This is a genomic window from Pseudomonas sp. UBA3153, assembly GCF_002364635.1.
In the GTDB taxonomy this organism is placed as follows: domain Bacteria; phylum Pseudomonadota; class Gammaproteobacteria; order Pseudomonadales; family Pseudomonadaceae; genus Pseudomonas_O; species Pseudomonas_O kuykendallii.
The window spans coordinates 202,621-219,614 of record NZ_DEYR01000035.1 but is presented as its reverse complement, the minus strand read 5'-3'; the positions used below and the strand labels follow the sequence as shown (position 1 = coordinate 219,614).

General features: G+C 66.1%; 11 protein-coding genes and 1 pseudogene. 6 read left to right on the top strand and 6 right to left on the bottom strand.

The genetic code is table 11. From position 1 onward, the window contains the following. The first annotated feature begins 47 nt into the window (after positions 1 to 47). Positions 48 to 1,304, top strand: coding sequence for a glycine hydroxymethyltransferase (locus B2X67_RS09255; RefSeq protein ID WP_286785304.1), 1,257 nt, complete (start codon positions 48 to 50; stop codon positions 1,302 to 1,304). On the opposite strand, the gene B2X67_RS09250 is transcribed toward B2X67_RS09255, so the two are convergent. The 6 genes and pseudogenes from B2X67_RS09250 to B2X67_RS09230 form a co-directional block, all read right to left on the bottom strand. Further along, positions 1,293 to 2,234: a biotin-dependent carboxyltransferase family protein gene (locus B2X67_RS09250; protein ID WP_286785303.1), complete on the bottom strand. Its 942-nt coding sequence runs from the start codon at positions 2,232 to 2,234 to the stop codon at positions 1,293 to 1,295. The two genes, B2X67_RS09255 and B2X67_RS09250, sit on opposite strands and share 12 nt — an antisense overlap. After that, a complete protein-coding gene (pxpB, locus tag B2X67_RS09245) occupies positions 2,231 to 2,950 on the bottom strand; it encodes a 5-oxoprolinase subunit PxpB (RefSeq protein WP_286785302.1) in 720 nt (239 codons plus the stop codon). Before pxpB ends, B2X67_RS09250 begins: the two co-directional genes overlap by 4 nt. Continuing rightward, the gene (locus B2X67_RS09240; RefSeq protein WP_273229790.1) at positions 2,947 to 3,699 is read right to left on the bottom strand and encodes a 5-oxoprolinase subunit PxpA; all 753 of its coding nucleotides are present in this window, start codon (positions 3,697 to 3,699) and stop codon (positions 2,947 to 2,949) included. Before B2X67_RS09240 ends, pxpB begins: the two co-directional genes overlap by 4 nt. Positions 3,700 to 4,172: 473 nt before the next feature. After that, positions 4,173 to 4,952, bottom strand: coding sequence for a methyl-accepting chemotaxis protein (locus tag B2X67_RS20850; RefSeq protein WP_376747746.1), 780 nt, complete (start codon positions 4,950 to 4,952; stop codon positions 4,173 to 4,175). A 93-nt stretch (positions 4,953 to 5,045) separates the two neighbouring features. Further along, a pseudogene (locus tag B2X67_RS20845) lies at positions 5,046 to 5,984 on the bottom strand (chemotaxis protein); the annotation flags it as partial. Between the two features lie 200 nt (positions 5,985 to 6,184). Beyond that, positions 6,185 to 7,396, bottom strand: coding sequence for an OprD family porin (locus B2X67_RS09230; RefSeq protein ID WP_286785300.1), 1,212 nt, complete (start codon positions 7,394 to 7,396; stop codon positions 6,185 to 6,187). A 273-nt stretch (positions 7,397 to 7,669) separates the two neighbouring features. Here B2X67_RS09230 and B2X67_RS09225 point away from each other — a divergent pair, with 273 nt between their 5' ends. The 5 genes from B2X67_RS09225 (at position 7,670) to B2X67_RS09205 (ending at position 16,956) form a co-directional block, all read left to right on the top strand. Then, entirely contained in the window at positions 7,670 to 8,620 is a 951-nt protein-coding gene (locus B2X67_RS09225) for a LysR family transcriptional regulator (protein ID WP_273229796.1), read from the top strand. A gap of 218 nt (positions 8,621 to 8,838) precedes the next feature. Then, entirely contained in the window at positions 8,839 to 9,828 is a 990-nt protein-coding gene (locus B2X67_RS09220) for a TRAP transporter substrate-binding protein (protein WP_282341177.1), read from the top strand. Positions 9,829 to 9,887: 59 nt separating this feature from the next. Further along, the gene (locus B2X67_RS09215; protein WP_282341179.1) at positions 9,888 to 10,391 is read left to right on the top strand and encodes a TRAP transporter small permease; all 504 of its coding nucleotides are present in this window, start codon (positions 9,888 to 9,890) and stop codon (positions 10,389 to 10,391) included. A gap of 67 nt (positions 10,392 to 10,458) precedes the next feature. Further along, a complete protein-coding gene (locus B2X67_RS09210; protein ID WP_286785299.1) occupies positions 10,459 to 11,760 on the top strand; it encodes a TRAP transporter large permease in 1,302 nt (433 codons plus the stop codon). Positions 11,761 to 12,096: 336 nt separating this feature from the next. Next, positions 12,097 to 16,956, top strand: coding sequence for an NAD-glutamate dehydrogenase (locus B2X67_RS09205; RefSeq protein ID WP_286785298.1), 4,860 nt, complete (start codon positions 12,097 to 12,099; stop codon positions 16,954 to 16,956). Positions 16,957 to 16,994 lie beyond the last annotated feature (38 nt).

Here is a 16,994-nt window from a genome sequence, read left to right as displayed (position 1 = left end):
GCCTGATTCGATGCCGGTCGCACATCCCTTTCTGACGGAGCCATGACGTGGACATTTCCCTCCAGGCGCTGCTCGACAGCGCCCAGCAGCGCCAGCAGGTGCTTTCCCGCGAACGGCTGATGCTCTACGCCGGCGCCAACCTGCCCAGCGCTGAGGCGCAGCAGGCCTATGCCGCGGGCCTCAGCGCCTACCCGGCGATGGGCCTGCCGTTCCACAAGGAGCAGCCGGACACCGACCTGGTTTCGCAGCTGGAAGTAGAGACGGCGGCGGCCGCCTGCGCACTGTTCGGCGCCACCTGGGCCGAGGTGCGCCTGCCCAGTTGCACGCTGGCCAACCTCGCGGTGTTCCATGCCTTCGGCTCGCCCGGCGACTTGCTGCTGGCGCCGGCCGGGGCGCACGGCGGGCATCTCAGCCAGCGCCGCGGCGGTACGCCTGAGCTGGCCGGGCTGCGTTGCGCCGAACTGGCCTACGACGCCGCACGCTTTCAGCTGGATGCCGAGGCGGCGGCGCGCCAGGTGCGCGAGTGGCGGCCGAAGCTGGTGCTGCTGGGGCGCAGCATCATGCTCACGCCGGACCGGCTGGAGCCGGTGATTGAGGCGGCGCGCGAGGTCGGCTCGCTGAGTATCTTCGACGCCTCCCACGTCAGCGGGCTGATCGCCGGCGGCGTCTACCCCAACCCGCTGGAAGCCGGGGTGGACGTGATGACCAGCTCCACCTACAAGACCCTGCCGGGGCGGCCGCAGAGCCTGATCCTCGGCCGCGACGCGCAGGTCGGGGCGAAGCTCACCCAACTGCTCGACACGCGGATGCTGGCGAACATCGACCCGGCGCGGCTGGCATCGCTGCTGGTCACCCTGCGCCAGGCGGGCGAGCGCGGCGTGGATTATTCCTCGCGCATCCTCGCCAACAGCGTGGCGCTTGCCGAAGCCTGGCGCGCACGTGGCCTGCCGATCATCGCGCCGGCGGCGGGGGAGACCTTCACCCACCAGCTGCTGTTGCCGCTGGATTCCGCCTGCGATGCGCGCGCCGCGATGACCTTCCTCGAACGCCACGGCGTGCTGATCGGCACTTGCGTAGACCCGACGACAGCCGGCCAGTCGGCGTTGCGTCTGGGCACCCAGTTCATCACCACGCTGGGCCTGGGCGTGGCGGACATGCCGGCGGTTGCCGGCCTGCTCGCCGACCTGCTGCTGCCTACCGCCACCGGGCGCCTGAGCGTCGCCGACGAAAGCGCGACGTCGAGGGCAGGCATCCAGGCGCGCCTGCGCGCCCTGCTGGCGAGGCAGGACCCGTCAGCGCGATGACTGGGCGAGGAACTGCCGCAGGCTCCGTTGCGCCGCTCCTTGGGTGACCGGTGCCAGGCGCAGGGTGTCACCCGGCTGGCACTGCGCCAGGCGGGCCACCGCCTGCGGGGTGAGGGCGCCGAGGCGCGGGTAGCCGCCGATGGTCTGGCGGTCATTGAGCAGCACGATGGGTTGGCCGTCCGCCGGCACCTGGACGGCACCTAGCGGGATGCCCTCGGAGACCATGGAGGTGCGCTGGCAGACCAGTTGCGGGCCGAGCAAACGTACGCCCATGCGGTCGGCGCGGACGTCCACCTGCCAGTCGTGGTTGAAGGCATCGAACAGGCTTTGCCCGCTGAAGTCGCCAACCTGCGCGCCCAGTACCAGCTCCAACGTCGCATCGCCGCCGAGGGCGGGGATCTGCCGTGCCGGCAGCTCGCGGGGCACCGTGTTGCCGCCTTGCCAGGTCAGGCGATCGTCGGCGGCCACCGCGCGACCGTCGCCGTGCAGGCCGCCGAGTTCCTCGCGGGCGGTGCTGGCGCAACTGCCGAGCACGCGCGGAGCGTCGAAGCCGCCCGGCGCGGCGAGGTAGGCGCGGGCACCCAGCAGCGGCCGCGCGAAGGCCAGACGCTGGCCCTGGCGCACATTGAAGCTGCGCCAGGGTTTCAGCGGCTGACCGTCGAGGGTCGCCCCCAGGTCGGCGCCGGCGAGGGCCAGGCAGGTGTCACGCTCGCAGGTCAGCACGAGGTTGCCGAGGGCGATCTCCAGCACCGGCGCGTCGACGGCATTGTCCAGCAAGCGGTTGGCCCAGTGCATGGATATCCAGTCCAACGCGCCGCCCTGGGTCACGCCCAGGTGGCGGACGCCGAAGCGGCCGGCGTCCTGCAGCAGCACGAAGGGGTGGCTGTGCTCGACACGCAGTCCGCGGGCGGCAGTCGTCGAGGCGTTCATGGCGTGCTCTCCAGCGGGGTGTCGTCTCCGCCCAGGCGGACGAATTCGGCATGCTCGATGGGCATGAAACGCACCCGGTCGCCGGGTTGCATCAGGCTGTAGCCGTCGAGGGCGCGGTCGAATAGCCGGGACGGAGTTCGCCCGACGAGGTTCCAGCCACCGGGCGAAATCATCGGGTATATCGCCGTCTGGCGGTCGGCGATGCCGACACTGCCGGCGGCGATGCGTTTGCGCGGGGTGCTCAGGCGCGGTGTCGCCAGGGCTTCCTCGACCAGCCCCATGAAGGCGAAGCCGGGTGCGAAGCCGAGTGCGAACACCTGATATTCGTGAGCGGCATGCCGGCGGATCACCTCGGCCTCGTCCAGCCCGCTACGCTGCGCCAGCAGCCGCAGCTCCGGGCCGACGCTGGGGTGGTACCAGGTCGGCAGCTCATGGCAGCGACCGATGCCGGTGCGCTGTGGCTGCAGTTCGGTGAAGGCCCGCTCGATGAGCAGGCGCGCCTGGTCCGGGTCGAGACGGCCGAGATCGTAGTGCAGGAACAAGGTGGTGTAGGACGGCACCAGATCGACCAGCGCGGCACCGAACTCCTCACGCAGGCGCTGGCAGGCGGCCAGCATCCAGGCCATGTTGCTTTCCTCGATCTGCTCGAAAAGCCGCAGGATCAGGCTGTCGATACCGGCCACCTCGATGATCGGCGCGGGCAAGCGCAACGTCATTCGGTGTCCCTGCGGCAGAGGGCTTCGCGGATGCGCCTGACTGCAGCAACCGAGCTGGCGTTGTCGCCGTGCACGCAGAGCGTCTGCGCCTGCAGGTGCACCGCGCTGCCGTCGATTGCCCTCAGTGGCTCGCCCTGGGCCAGAGTCAATGCCTGCCGGACGATGGTCTCGGCGTCGTGGTGCACGGCGCCGGGGATCGCCCGCGAAACCAGGAATCCATCGGCGTCATAGGCACGGTCGGCAAAGGCCTCGAACCACAGCTGAATGCCGATTTCGTCGCCGATGGCCTGCGCCTGGCTCTGGTCGCGAGTAGCCATCAGCACCAGCGGCAGATTCGCGTCGTACATCGCTACGGCGCGCAGCACGGCACGCAGGATTTCCGGCTTGCGCATCATGTCCTGGTACAGCGCGCCGTGTGGCTTGACGTAGCTGACGCGGCTGCCGTAAGCGCGGCAGATGCCATCGAGCGCGCCGATCTGGTAGAGCAGCATGTCCTCGACTTCGCGTGGCGTGCAGGCCATTGAGCGGCGGCCGAAGCCCACCAGGTCGGGATACGCCGGGTGGGCGCCTATGCGTACGCCGTTTTCCACTGCCAGCGCCACCGTAGTGCGCATGGTGCCGGGGTCGGAGGCATGAAAGCCGCAGGCAATGTTGGCGCAATCGATGAAGGGCATGACTTCGGCGTCCAGGCCCATGGTCCAGGCACCGAAGCTTTCGCCGATGTCGCAATTCAACAGCAGGCTGCTCACGTTTGAATTCCTCGCCATGTCGGTATCGGGATGGCTGGCCCCAGGGCCGCCGGTTGCCCATTCTTCGAGGGAGGCGATCCTGCGTCCAACTAATTAATGCATCAGCCGACGATAAGAAAAATCGATTCGGCGAGGCAGCGGCGCGCGCAGGCGAACGCTCCGGCCTGCGCCCGGGTGTGTAGCCTCGGTACATTGTTCCGTGGAAGTTACAGGCGCACCGATAGACTCCACGCGGTCGAGGCTGGCGTGAGGCCTGGTCGATTTGGTGATGCAGCCGGCCCGGTAAGCGCCGCTCATCGCCAGCGGCGTTTCATGTCCCCATTCCGCAGGCCGTCGAGCGCCCGTTGCGCCACAGGGCCCGAGCGCACGGTAGCCGGCAGGTCAAGGCAGGTTCCACCGGGGCTTCTGCGCGTGCAGACGTTCGGGGGCTGATGGACGACCTACCGAGGGATCACACCAGGCGGGCTACCTCCTCAGGCTATGCGGAAGCGCTGGGTACTCTGGTCGAGCGCCGAGACCTGCGCCGAAAGGCTGGTGGCGTGCTGCTCCAGCGTCTGGCGGAGGTCCTTGGTTTCTCCCGTGTGGCGGTGAATGTCTTCCATCTTCGCGGCGATCTCCTCGGTGGTGCTGGAGATTTCCTCGATGGCCACGGCGACCTGGTTCATCTGCGCCGAAAGCTGGTCGACGTTCAACGTGATGGCACCCATGGCGTCGGCGGCCTGGCCGGCCTGGCGCTCGCCCTCGGCGGAAACCGACAGCCCGCTGACCATCAGCTCGTCCATGCTCTGCGTCTGTTCCCTGAGGTCGCCAATGATGCGGCCGATGTCGGTGGTCGCGGCCACGGTCTTCTGCGCCAGCGAGCGCACCTCGTCGGCGACCACCGAGAAACCGCGCCCGGCATCTCCGGCGCGCGCGGCCTCGATCGCGGCGTTCAGCGCGAGCAGGTTGGTCTGGTCGGCCAGCGCGTTGATCACGTCGAGGATGCCGCTGACCTGGGTGCTGGAGTGAATCAGCTGGTTGACCTGCCGGTGAGTGTCCTGAATCAGCTGCGACAGCCGGCGCATGCTTTCGACGCTGGTGACGATAACCGTGGCGCCGAGTTGCGCCGATTCGTTGGCCTTGAGCGTGGCGTCGTTGACGTCGGAGGCGCGGCGGGCCATCTCGCCCACCGTGACGGAAATCTGCTGCGACGCCGACGCCGCCTGTTCGGTCTGCGCTTCCACCTGCAGGCTGTTCTCCTCGAGCTGCTGCATGGCGGTGTTCAGGTGGCGCTGCAACTGGCCGAGTTGGCGATTGCCATCGACCACCTGACCGATCAGCCCGGCGATGCCGCGGGTCATGCGATTGGCACCCTCACCGAGCCGGTTGAACTCGTCCTTCGGGTTGTCGCCGATGTCGAGGGTGGCGGTCAGATCGCCCGCGGCCACGCGCGCGAGCTGCTGGATGACGCGGTCAAGCTGCGTCAACAGCGTGCGCGAGGCCTGCGTGAGGGAGACCAGAAGCAACAGGGCGATCGCGCAAAAGGCTATGCCAAGTACCCAATAGGAAAGCTGCCTGGCATTGCTCGCCTGCGCTTCGGCCTTGGCAAGCAGGCCGTCGCGCAGGGCGATGCGCTGCTGGTCGACCTGATCCTCGATCTGCTCGTCCTGGCTGGCCAGCGCCTTCTGGCTGGCGGCGATCTGGCTGATCAGGGCCTCGAGCTTGTCGAAGGACTTGGCGAAGGCATCGGCACCTTCGCCGATCTTGCTGTCCTTCCAGTCCAGCTCGATCAGCTGCTTGTCGAGCTTGGCGAGGGCGATGCGGGTCTGCTCGGCGTAGCGCGGATCGAATTCGGTGAGGTAGCTGCGCTGGCTCGTCAGGGCGTCCGCGATGAAGGGCTGGATCAGCGTGATGCTGATTGCGGCCAGCGGTTGGGCCGCCTCCAGGGCCGTCTTGCGCAATCCCTCGCTATCGCTCAGGCCAAGCTGCCGGCGTTGCTCGAGCCAGCGCTCCTGGGTGGTGAGGTTTTCGTCGAGCGATGCCTGCAGCCGCTCGGCGCGCTGCAGGATGTCAGGGTCGTTCAGCGGCGTCGCCTGGGTGACCAGTTGCGCGTTGAGGGCGCGAACGTCTTCCAGTTGCTTACGCACGCGTGCCTCGCTATTGACGCCGAGCTGGCGGCGTAGCGCTTCGAGTTTCAGCCAGTTGTTGAGCAGATTGGTCGCCGCGCTGGCATAGCTGGTAGCCAGCTGCCGAGCCTGAAGCGTTTGCGCCAGGCGCTGGTTGGTCCACAGCGACGAGGCAGCCATCAGCGTCAGGCCGACGAGAATGGTGATGAGGAGTAGGCGAAATTTCTGTTTCCACGACAGCCGAAACGACATAGAAGGCCTCGGGTAGGTTGTATTGAGAGGAAATCACTCCACAGGACATCGACCGCAAATCGGCAGACTTAAAGAAAAAGTCTGCCGACCCCTCGAAAAGTGGCCGGCATCGCCGGCCTGCGGGCTTACTACCAGAGCGGCAGGGTGTAGCTGAGGATGAGGCGGTTCTCGTCCAGGTCGTTGCCGAAGTTCGAGCGCACGCTCGCATTGCGCCACTTGACGCCGAAGTTCTTCAGCGGACCGCTCTGGAACAGGTAGGCGATGTCCATGTTGCGCTCCCATTCCTTGCCGTCGTGGGCGCCGTTGACCTCGACGTTGTCACCTGACACGTAGCGCGTCATGAAAGTCAGTCCGGGAATCCCGATGGCGGCAAAGTTGTAGTCGTAGCGAACCTGCCAGGAGCGCTCGTCGATGTTGCCGAAGTCGTTGATCTGGATGAAGTTGACCAGGAACGGGTCGCTGCCGGCGATGTACGGGAACGGGTCGCTGCCGCTCATCTTCTGGTAGGCCGCGCCGAACGAATGGCCACCCAGGGCATAGGTGAACATGGCGCCGAACGCCTTGTTGTCGATATCGCGGAAGCTGCCGTCCTCCTGGCTCCTGGCATAGCGCAGGTCGGTCTTGATCGACTGGTTTTCGCCCAGCGGATGCAGGTACACCAGGGTGCCGTAGGCCTGTTTGTAGATGTCCTCGAGGTTGCCGTAGTGCAGCCCCGTGGTGAGCTCGGGAGTGAGCTTGTAGTCGCCGCCGCCAAAGACGAAGGAGTCGCTGTTGCCGCCGATCCGGTTGGCGCTCATCTCGGTGTAGTCGCTCGAGCTGTTGGCTTTGATGCGGTTGATCTTGCCACCCTGCAACGTCAGGTTGTCGATTTCCTGGCTGTTCGCCAGCACGCCCTGGAAGGTCTGCGGCAGCAGGCGCGTGTCGTTGTTCGACACGATCGGGCTGCGGAAGGCAAGGGCGCCCACCTTCAGGGTGCTTTTCGACACCTTGAGCTTTCCGGTCAGCGCCAGCTTTGAGTATTCGTCCTGCGAGCCGCCGGAGAGGTCGGCAGGCAGCAAGCCGGTTCCGGCGGTGCCATCGCCGGAGTCGAGCTTGTAGCCGAGCATACCCAGGGCATCGATGCCGAAGCCGACCGTTCCTTCGGTATAGCCGGACTCCATGCGCAGGAGGAAACCCTGTGCCCATTCCTCGGCCTTGTCACGGGCGCCCTCCTGACGGAAGTCGCGGTTGAAGTAGAAATTGCGCAGTTCGAGGCCGGCCTTGCTGTCGGCGATGAAGTCGGCGTTGGCGGCACCCGGAAGTGCGAGTAGCAGGGCTACCATGCGGTATTTCGCGGTCATGCGATGTGTCTCCTTGGAAGTGCGCGCAGCATCTCTGAGCTGCCTGGCAGGGCGCGATCGTGTGATTTTTGTCATGGGCTCCTGTACCGCCGGCGCATTCTTGGAAACAGCGGGAAAGCGCGTCCAGCTAGAAAAAACACGCGCAGGCGATAAGAAAATCCGATGCGCCGAAATGCCTTCCGCCGGCTTTCGCGGCATGCAACCTGCAGTCGCAAGGCAACCGGGGCGCTCGCCGCGGCCTTCCGAAATCGAGCTGCAGGGTGGTTGAACGGTATGAATCTGAGATTTCTCGAGACCTTCGTCTGGGTCGCCCGGCTGAAGAGCTTTCGCCTCACGGCGGAGAAGCTGTTCAGCACCCAGGCCTCGATATCCAGCCGTATCGCGGCGCTCGAAGACGAGCTTGGCGCGCGGCTTTTCCTGCGCGACTCGAAGGGCGTTTCACTGACTCCCGAAGGTCAGCGGGTGCTCGAATACGCCGAGCAGATGATCGACACCATGCAGGCGCTCAAGCAGTCGATCAGCGACGCCAGCAACGTCCGTGGCTGCGTGCGCATCGGCGCGATGGATACCGTCATTCACACCTGGCTGAGTCCTTTCGTATCGCGGCTGATGGAGCGTTACCCGGCGGTGGAGGTGGAGCTGACCGCGGACACCGCGCGCAACCTGATCGAGCAGTTGCAGAAGGGCTATCTGGACGTGATCTTCCAGACCGATGAGGTCTGCGCCGACAGCGTGCGCAACCGCGAGATGGCCCGCTATCCGGTGCGGTGGGTGGTGCCGGCCGGTTCGATCTACGACCGTCCCTATGCGTCGCTGGAGGAGATGACCCGCGAGCGCATCATCACCTTCTCGAAGAACTCACGGCCGCATCAGGACATTCTCAACATGCTGCATGCCGGCAACATCGGCTCGCCGCGAATCAGTTGCGTGAACTCGCTGGCGGCGATGACGCGCCTGGTCGGCGACGGCTTCGGCATCGGCGCGCTTCCGGCCCCGCTGGTGCGCACCGAGCTGCAGGCGGGGCAGCTCAAGGTGCTCGACAACGTTCCGCATCCGCCGCAGATGAGCATCGTCGCCACCTGGCGTACGGGCGTCGGGCTGGAGACGGTCGAGCAGGTGGTCGATCTGGCTCAGGACGTACTCGACGACTATGCCCGGCAGATCGGCTCGGGCTTCGTCATCCTTTCCCGGCCCGACCTTTCCAGCGTGCGCATATCGGCCTGAGCCCGACCGATCGGAGGAGGGGCTGCCGGGTGCCGGGAGCCCCTTTTTGTATCTGTTTGGTGCATTTGCCCCGGCTAGTGCCTTGTTTCGCGACATAAGCTTTTTTGATCGTTGCGTGCCGATTTTTCTAGTTGGACAGCCTTGGCGGTTGTACCGAGACTCGAATCACTCCCGTACCGCACCTGTTCATCCCAGCCCCCTTATTAACGGAGATACTCATGAAGGCATTTCCTTCACGCTTCGGTCTTGCCGCCCTGGCTTGCGTGCTCGGCCTCGCTTCTTTCGCCGGCCAGGCCGCCGATCGCTGGAACATGACCGTCGAGCAACCCGACGGCAACCACATCACGGAGGTCGCCAGGGACTTCGCCAAGAATGTGGAGTCCGCCACCGCCGGCGATCTGCAGATTCGCCTGCACAGCAACTCGATACTGTTCAAGCGACCTGAAGTGAAGCGCGCCGTGCAAACCGGCCAGGTCCAGCTGGGCGACGTCCTGATGTCGGTGCTCGGCAACGAAGACCCCATCTTCGAGGTCGACAGCGTCCCGTTCCTGGCCCGCAGCTTTCCCGAAGCGCACAAGCTGTGGGACGTCAGCCGCCCGGCCATCGAGGCGCGCCTGCAGAAACAGGGCATCAGGTTGCTCTATGCCACGCCGTGGCCGCCGCAAAGCATCTTCACCCAGGCGCCGATCACCTCCATGGCCGACTTCAATGGCATGAAATTCCGCGCCTACAATCCGGCGACCGCACGCATGGCCGAACTGATGGGTGCGGTGCCGACCACCATCAATACCGGCGAGGTGCCGCAGGCCTTCAGCACCGGGATGATCACCGGCATGCTCACCTCGCCCGCGACCGGGGTGGACACCCAGGCCTGGGACTTCTCCAAGTACTACTACGACGTGCGCGCCTTCATTCCGAAGAACTTCGTGATCGTCAATGCGCGGGCTTTCGCCAAGCTCCCGGAAGCCTCGCAGAAGGCCGTACTGGAGGCCGCCGCCAAGGCCGAACAGCAAGGCTGGGCGCTCGCCGAGCAACGTACCGGTGAGCTGGTGAAGACCCTGGCCGAGCATGGCATGCAGGTGTCGACCCAGGCGCCCGGCGACCTCGACGCGGGCTTCGCGGCAATCGGCAAAACCATGGTTGGCGAGTGGCTCGACAAGGCCGGCGACGACGGCAAGGCCATCGTCGACGCCTTCGCCAAACCCTGAGTGACGGGGCGCGCGCAGTCGCGCCCTTTCCGGTTGTCACGGTCGAGGAGCTTACTTCGATGACTCGCTTGAAACCGCTCTACCAGGCATCTGGAATTCTGTCTGGCGTCTTCATGGTGCTGATCTGCGCGCTGGTGCTGGCGCAGATCATCGCGCGCCTGTGCGGCACCCTGGTGCCATCCTCCGACGAGTTCGCTGGTTACGCGATGGCGGCCTCGGGATTTCTCGGCCTGCCTTACGCGCTCCATCGTGGCTCGCATATTCGCGTCGAGCTTCTGCTCAAGGCGTTTGCGCCGCCCGTTCGGCGTGTGCTCGAGGCGCTGAGCACTGCCCTCGGCCTGCTGGTCTGCGGCTATCTCGCCTGGTACTGCGGACAGTTCACCCTGGAAAGCTATCAGTTCGGCGAGGTGTCCTCGGGGATGCTGCCGATCCCGATGTGGATTCCGCAGTGCGCCATGGCACTGGGCACGCTGATCTTGGCCATCGCCATGCTCGACCGGCTGATCTGCGCCCTGCGCGGACGTCCCTTCGAAGAGGCCGGCGACACCGTGATGAGCGAGTAGGCCGGCGGCTGCACTCCTTTGTCTGTCTGGCGACCCGGGTCGCCCCGCACTTTCAGCGAGACCTTTCGTGGACTACACAACCGTTGCAATCACGCTGCTGGTGGCGTTCTTCCTGCTACTCGGCGGCGGTGTCTGGGTGGCACTGGCGCTGATCGGCGTCGGCGTCATCGGCATGGAGCAGTTCGGCGGCGCGCCGGCCGGCTCGATCCTCGCGTCGACCAGCTGGACATCGAGTTCCAGCTGGACGCTCACGGCGTTGCCGTTGTTCATCTGGATGGGTGAAATCCTCTATCGCACCAAGCTGTCCGAGGACATGTTCCATGGCCTCGCGCCCCTGGTCCGCTGGCTGCCCGGGCGCTTGTTGCACGTCAACGTCCTGGGCTGCGGCGTCTTCGCCGCGGTATCCGGCTCGTCGGCCGCCACCGCCGCCACCATCGGCCGTATCTCGCTGCCGGAGCTGAAGGCGCGGGGCTACCCGGAGGCGATCTCGATGGGGTCGCTGGCCGGCGCCGGGACGCTTGGCCTGTTGATTCCGCCGTCGATCATGATGATCGTCTACGGGGTCGCTGCGCAGGTATCGATCTCGCGGCTGTTCATCGCCGGAATCCTGCCGGGGTTGCTGCTGCTGCTGATCTTTTCCGGCTATCTGGTGATCTGGTCGCTGGTCCACCGTGACCGGCTGCCGCCTGCCGAGGCGCCTCTGACGCTGGCCCAAAAACTCTCCCGGGCGCGGCTGCTGATGCCCGTGGTGGGCCTGATCGTCGCGGTGATCGGGTCGATCTACAGTGGCCTGGCGACCGCCACGGAGGCGGCCGCCGTGGGCGTCGCCGGTTCGCTGTTGATAGCCGCCTGCTCCGGTTCGCTGAGCGCCAAGACCTTTTCCGCCAGCCTGATGGGGGCGGTCTGCACCTCGTGCATGATCTTCTTCATCCTGCTCGGCGCCGCCTACCTGACATCGGCGATGAGCTTCATCGGGCTGCCGTCGGCGCTGGCCGACTGGATCATCGCCAGGCAATTGCCGCCGTATGCGCTGCTGCTGGCGCTGACGCTGTTCTTCATCGTGCTCGGCTGCTTCCTCGACGGCATATCGATCATCCTGCTGACCACGGCGGTGGTGCTGCCGGCAGTGGGCGCCGCGGGCATCGACCTGATGTGGTTCGGCATCTTCGTCATCCTGGTCGTGGAAATGGCACAGGTCACCCCGCCGGTGGGTTTCAACCTGTTCGTGCTGCAGAACCTGACGGGCAAGGACCTCTGGACCACGGCCAGGGTGACTTTCCCATTCTTCCTGCTGATCGTTCTGGCGGCCGTCCTGATTACCCTGTTCCCGCAGATCGTGCTGCTCCTGCCGCAGGCGATGAAGGGCTGAAGCCGTGATCGTGGGAGAATCGCGGGGCCAGGCCAACGCGGATCGACCCGCGATGGCAATTCCATCCGTTGCGAATGGGCTCTGCTGAACGAATATGTCGCGGCGTGGAAAGCACGCTGGCGTCGGCGCGTTCTATGGTTCTCAGGAATGACCGGCGGGTTCTGCCAACTCCCGGTCGTCGCCCGGTGCCGCTTTCGTTCCGGCATGCCGCCCGCGATGGGGCATGCCGCGAAACCGAAACGTATCCCGGGTAAAGCTGAACCACCGATAAAACCGCAAGTCTTCTCCCTTTAGCGGCCTGCCTGGCCGCCACAATAAGTCCAGTGGAGCAAAAACATGGCGTTCTTCAGCGCAGCCAGCAAGGCCGACTTCCAGCACCAACTGCAAGCGGCGTTGGCGCAGCACATCGACGAAAAAGCGTTGCCACAAGTGGCGCTGTTCGCCGAGCAGTTCTTCGGCATCATCGCCCTCGACGAGCTGGTCCAGCGCCGGCTGTCCGACCTGGTCGGCTGCACGCTCTCTTCCTGGCGGCTGCTGCAGAACTTCGAGCGCAGCGCGCCGCAGGTGCGGGTGTTCAATCCGGACTACGAGAAGCACGGCTGGCAATCCACCCACACCGCGGTGGAAGTGCTGCATGCGGACATCCCGTTCCTCGTCGACTCGGTGCGCATCGAGCTGAACCGCCGCGGCCACAGCATCCACACCCTGCAGAACAGTGTGCTCAGCGTGCGCCGCGATGCCGCCGGCGAGCTGCTGGAAATCCTGCCCAAGGGCGTCAGCGCCGAAGATGCCCGCCAGGAGTCGCTGATGTTCCTGGAGATCGACCGCTGCGCCGGCGCCGGCGAGCTGCGCGCCCTGGAGCGGGCGCTGCTGGAGGTGCTCGAAGAAGTGCGCCTGGCGGTCGCCGACTTCGAGCCGATGAAGGCCAAGGCCGCCGAGCTGCTGGCCGGGCTGGAGGCGGGCGGGGCGCCGCTGAACGGCGAGGACCTGGCCGAAATCAAGGTGTTCCTCGGCTGGCTGCTGGACAACCATTTCACCTTCCTCGGCTACGAGGAGTTCAAGGTCGTCGACGAGGCCGACGGTGGGCGCATGGTCTACGACGAGGCATCGCTGCTGGGCCTGTCGCGGCGCCTGCGGGCGGGCCTGAAGGACGAGGAACTGCACATCGAGCCCGAGGCGGTGCGCTTCCTGCGCGAGCCCGCGTTGCTGTCCTTCGCCAAGGCCGCGGTGCCGAGTCGCGTGCACCGTCCGGCCTACCCGGACTTCGTCTCGATCCGCCAGCTCGACGCCGACGGCCGGGTGCTCAGCGAATGCCGTTTCATGGGCCTCTACACCTCCGCGGTGTACAGCGAGAGCGTGCGGCAGATTCCCTTCATCCGTCGCAAGGTCGCTGAAGTGGAGCGCCGCGCCGGCTTCGAGAACAGCGCGCACCTGGGCAAGGAACTGGCCCAGGTGCTGGAAGTGCTGCCGCGCGACGACCTGTTCCAGACGCCGGTGGACGAGCTGTTCAACACCGCCATCGCCATCGTGCAGATCCAGGAGCGCAACAAGCTGCGCCTGTTCCTGCGCAAGGACCCCTACGGCCGTTTCGCCTATTGCCTGGCCTACGTGCCGCGCGACATCTACTCCACCGAAACCCGGGTGAAGATCCAGCAGATCCTGATGGAACGTCTGCAGGCCAGCGACTGCGAGTTCTGGACCTACTTCTCCGAATCGGTGCTGGCGCGCGTGCAGTACATCCTGCGCGTCGACCCGAAGAACAAGCAGCCCGTCGATACCCAGCTGCTCGAGCGTGAAATCGTCCAGGCCTGCCGCACCTGGCAGGACGAATACGCCAGCCTGGTGGTGGAAAGCCTTGGCGAGGCGCAGGGCACCACGGTGCTGGCGGACTTCCCGAAAGGCTTCCCGGCCGGCTATCGCGAGCGCTTCGCCGCGCATTCCGCGGTGGTCGACATGCAGCACCTGCTGAGCCTGTCCGAGCAGCGCCCGCTGGTGATGAGTTTCTACCAGCCGCTCAGCCAGGGCGACCAGCTGCTGCACTGCAAGCTCTATCACGCCGACACGCCGCTGCCGCTGTCCGACGTGCTGCCGATCCTGGAAAACCTCGGCTTGCGCGTGCTCGGCGAATTCCCCTTCCGCCTGCGCCGGCAGAACGGCCGCGAGTTCTGGATTCACGATTTCGCCTTCACCTACTCCGAGGGGTTGAACGTCGACATCCAGCAGCTCAACGAGACGCTGCAGGACGCCTTCGTCCACATCGTCCAGGGCGACGCCGAGAACGACGGCTTCAACCGCCTGGTGCTGACCGCCGGCCTGGCCTGGCGCGACGTCGCGCTGCTGCGTGCCTACGCGCGCTACCTCAAGCAGATCCGCCTGGGCTTCGACCTCGGCTACATCGCCAGCGCGCTGCTCAACCACACCGACATCGCCCGCGAACTGGTGCGGCTGTTCAAGATGCGTTTCTACCTCTCGCGCAAGCTGGCCGCCGACGACCTCGAGGACAAGCAGCAGCGCCTGGAGCAGGCGATCCTGGCCGCGCTGGACAACGTCGCGGTGCTCAACGAGGACCGCATCCTGCGGCGCTACCTGGACCTCATCAAGGCGACCCTGCGCACCAACTTCTACCAGACCGACGCGGCCGGGCAGAGCAAGTCCTACTTCAGCTTCAAGTTCGACCCCAAGGCGATTCCCGAACTGCCGCGGCCGGTGCCGAAGTTCGAGATCTTCGTCTACTCGCCGCGCATCGAAGGCGTGCACCTGCGCTTCGGCAACGTCGCCCGCGGCGGCCTGCGCTGGTCCGACCGCGAGGAGGATTACCGCACCGAGGTGCTCGGCCTGGTCAAGGCGCAGCAGGTGAAGAACGCGGTGATCGTGCCGGTCGGCGCCAAGGGCGGCTTCATCCCGCGGCGCCTGCCGGTCGGCGGCAGCCGCGACGATATCCAGGCCGAGGCCATCGCCTGCTACCGCATCTTCATCTCCGGGCTGCTCGACATCACCGACAACCTCAAGGACGGCGCGGTGCTGCCGCCGGCCAACGTGGTGCGCTTCGACGATGACGATCCCTACCTGGTGGTGGCCGCGGACAAGGGCACCGCGACCTTCTCCGACATCGCCAACGGCATCGCCATCGACTACGGCTTCTGGCTTGGCGATGCCTTCGCCTCGGGCGGCTCGGCTGGCTACGACCACAAGAAGATGGGCATCACCGCCAAGGGCGCGTGGGTCTCGGTGCAGCGCCATTTCCGCGAGCGCGGCATCGACGTGCAGCAGGACAGCATCAGCGTGATCGGCATCGGCGACATGGCCGGCGACGTGTTCGGCAACGGCCTGCTGCTCTCGGACAAGCTGCAGATGGTCGCCGCCTTCAACCACCTGCATATCTTCATCGACCCGAACCCCGACGCGGCCAGCAGCTTCGCCGAACGCCAGCGGCTGTTCGACCTGCCGCGCTCGTCGTGGACCGACTACGACGCGCGCCTGATCTCCGCCGGCGGCGGCATCTTCCCGCGCAGCGCGAAGAGCATCGCCATCAGCCCGGAAATGCAGCAGCGCTTCGACATCAAGGCCACCAAGCTGACCCCGACCGAACTGATCCACGCACTGCTCAAGGCGCCGGTGGACCTGATCTGGAACGGCGGCATCGGCACCTACGTGAAAGCCAGCAGCGAGAGCCACGCCGACATCGGCGACAAGGCCAACGATGCGCTGCGGGTCAACGGCAACGAACTGCGCGCCAAGGTGGTGGGCGAGGGTGGCAACCTCGGCATGAGCCAGCTGGGGCGCATCGAGTTCGGCCTCAACGGCGGCGCCAGCAACACCGACTTCATCGACAACGCCGGCGGCGTGGACTGCTCGGACCACGAGGTCAACATCAAGATCCTGCTCAACGAGAGCGTCGCCGCCGGCGACATGACCGGCAAGCAGCGCAACGCCCTGCTGATGGAGATGACCGATGCGGTCGGCAACCTGGTGCTGGGCAATAACTACAAGCAGACCCAGGCGCTGTCGCTGGCGCAACGCCGCGCGCGCGAGCGTGTCGCCGAATACCGGAGGCTGATCGGCGACCTGGAAAGCCGAGGCAAGCTGGACCGCGCGCTGGAATTCCTGCCCTCCGACGAGCAGCTCGCCGAGCGCATCAGCAGTGGCCAGGGCCTGACCCGGCCGGAACTCTCGGTGCTGATCTCCTACAGCAAGATCGACCTCAAGGAAGCGCTGCTGGAATCTCCGGTGCCGGATGACGACTACCTGATCCGCGACATGGAGACCGCGTTCCCGCAACTGCTCGGCGAGCGCTTTGGCGAGGCCATGCGCCGCCATCGGTTGAAGCGCGAGATCGTCAGCACGCAGATCGCCAACGACCTGGTCAACCACATGGGCATCACCTTCGCCCACCGGCTCAAGGTCTCCACCGGGATGACCGCGGCGAACGTCGCCGCCGCCTACGTGATCGTGCGCGACGTGTTCCATCTGCCGCACTGGTTCCGCCAGATCGAGGCGCTGGATCACCAGGTGCCGGCCGAGGTGCAGCTGAACCTGATGGAAGAGCTGATGCGCCTCGGCCGCCGCGCCACCCGCTGGTTCCTGCGCAGCCGGCGCAACGAGCTGGACGCCGCGCGCGACGTGGCGCACTTCGGTCCGCGCATCGCCGCGCTGGGGCTGAAGCTCGACGAACTGCTGGAAGGCCCGACGCGCGAGCTGTGGCAGGGTCGCTACCAGGGCTACGTGGAGGCCGGCGTGCCGGAACTGTTGGCGCGAATGGTGGCAGGCACCAGCCACATCTACACGCTGCTGCCGATCGTCGAGGCCGCCGACGTGACCGGCCAGGACGCAGCGCTGGTGGCGAAGGCCTACTTCGCCGTGGGCAGCGCACTGGACCTGACCTGGTACCTGGCGCAGATCACCGGGCTGCCGGTGGAAAACAACTGGCAGGCACTGGCCCGCGAAGCCTTCCGCGACGACCTCGACTGGCAGCAGCGCGCGATCACCGTGTCGGTGCTGCAGGGCGAGGGCGGTGCGGACATCGATGCGCGGGTGGCCGCCTGGGTCGAACGCAACCTGCCGCTGGTGGAGCGCTGGCAGGCGATGCTCGCCGAGCTGCGCGCCGCCAGCGGCACCGACTACGCGATGTACGCCGTGGCCAGCCGTGAACTGATGGACCTGGCCCACAGCGGCAGCCAGGCGGGCTGCATGCCGTAACGCCTGCATACGCGAGTTGCACCCGCCCTGCGTTTTCG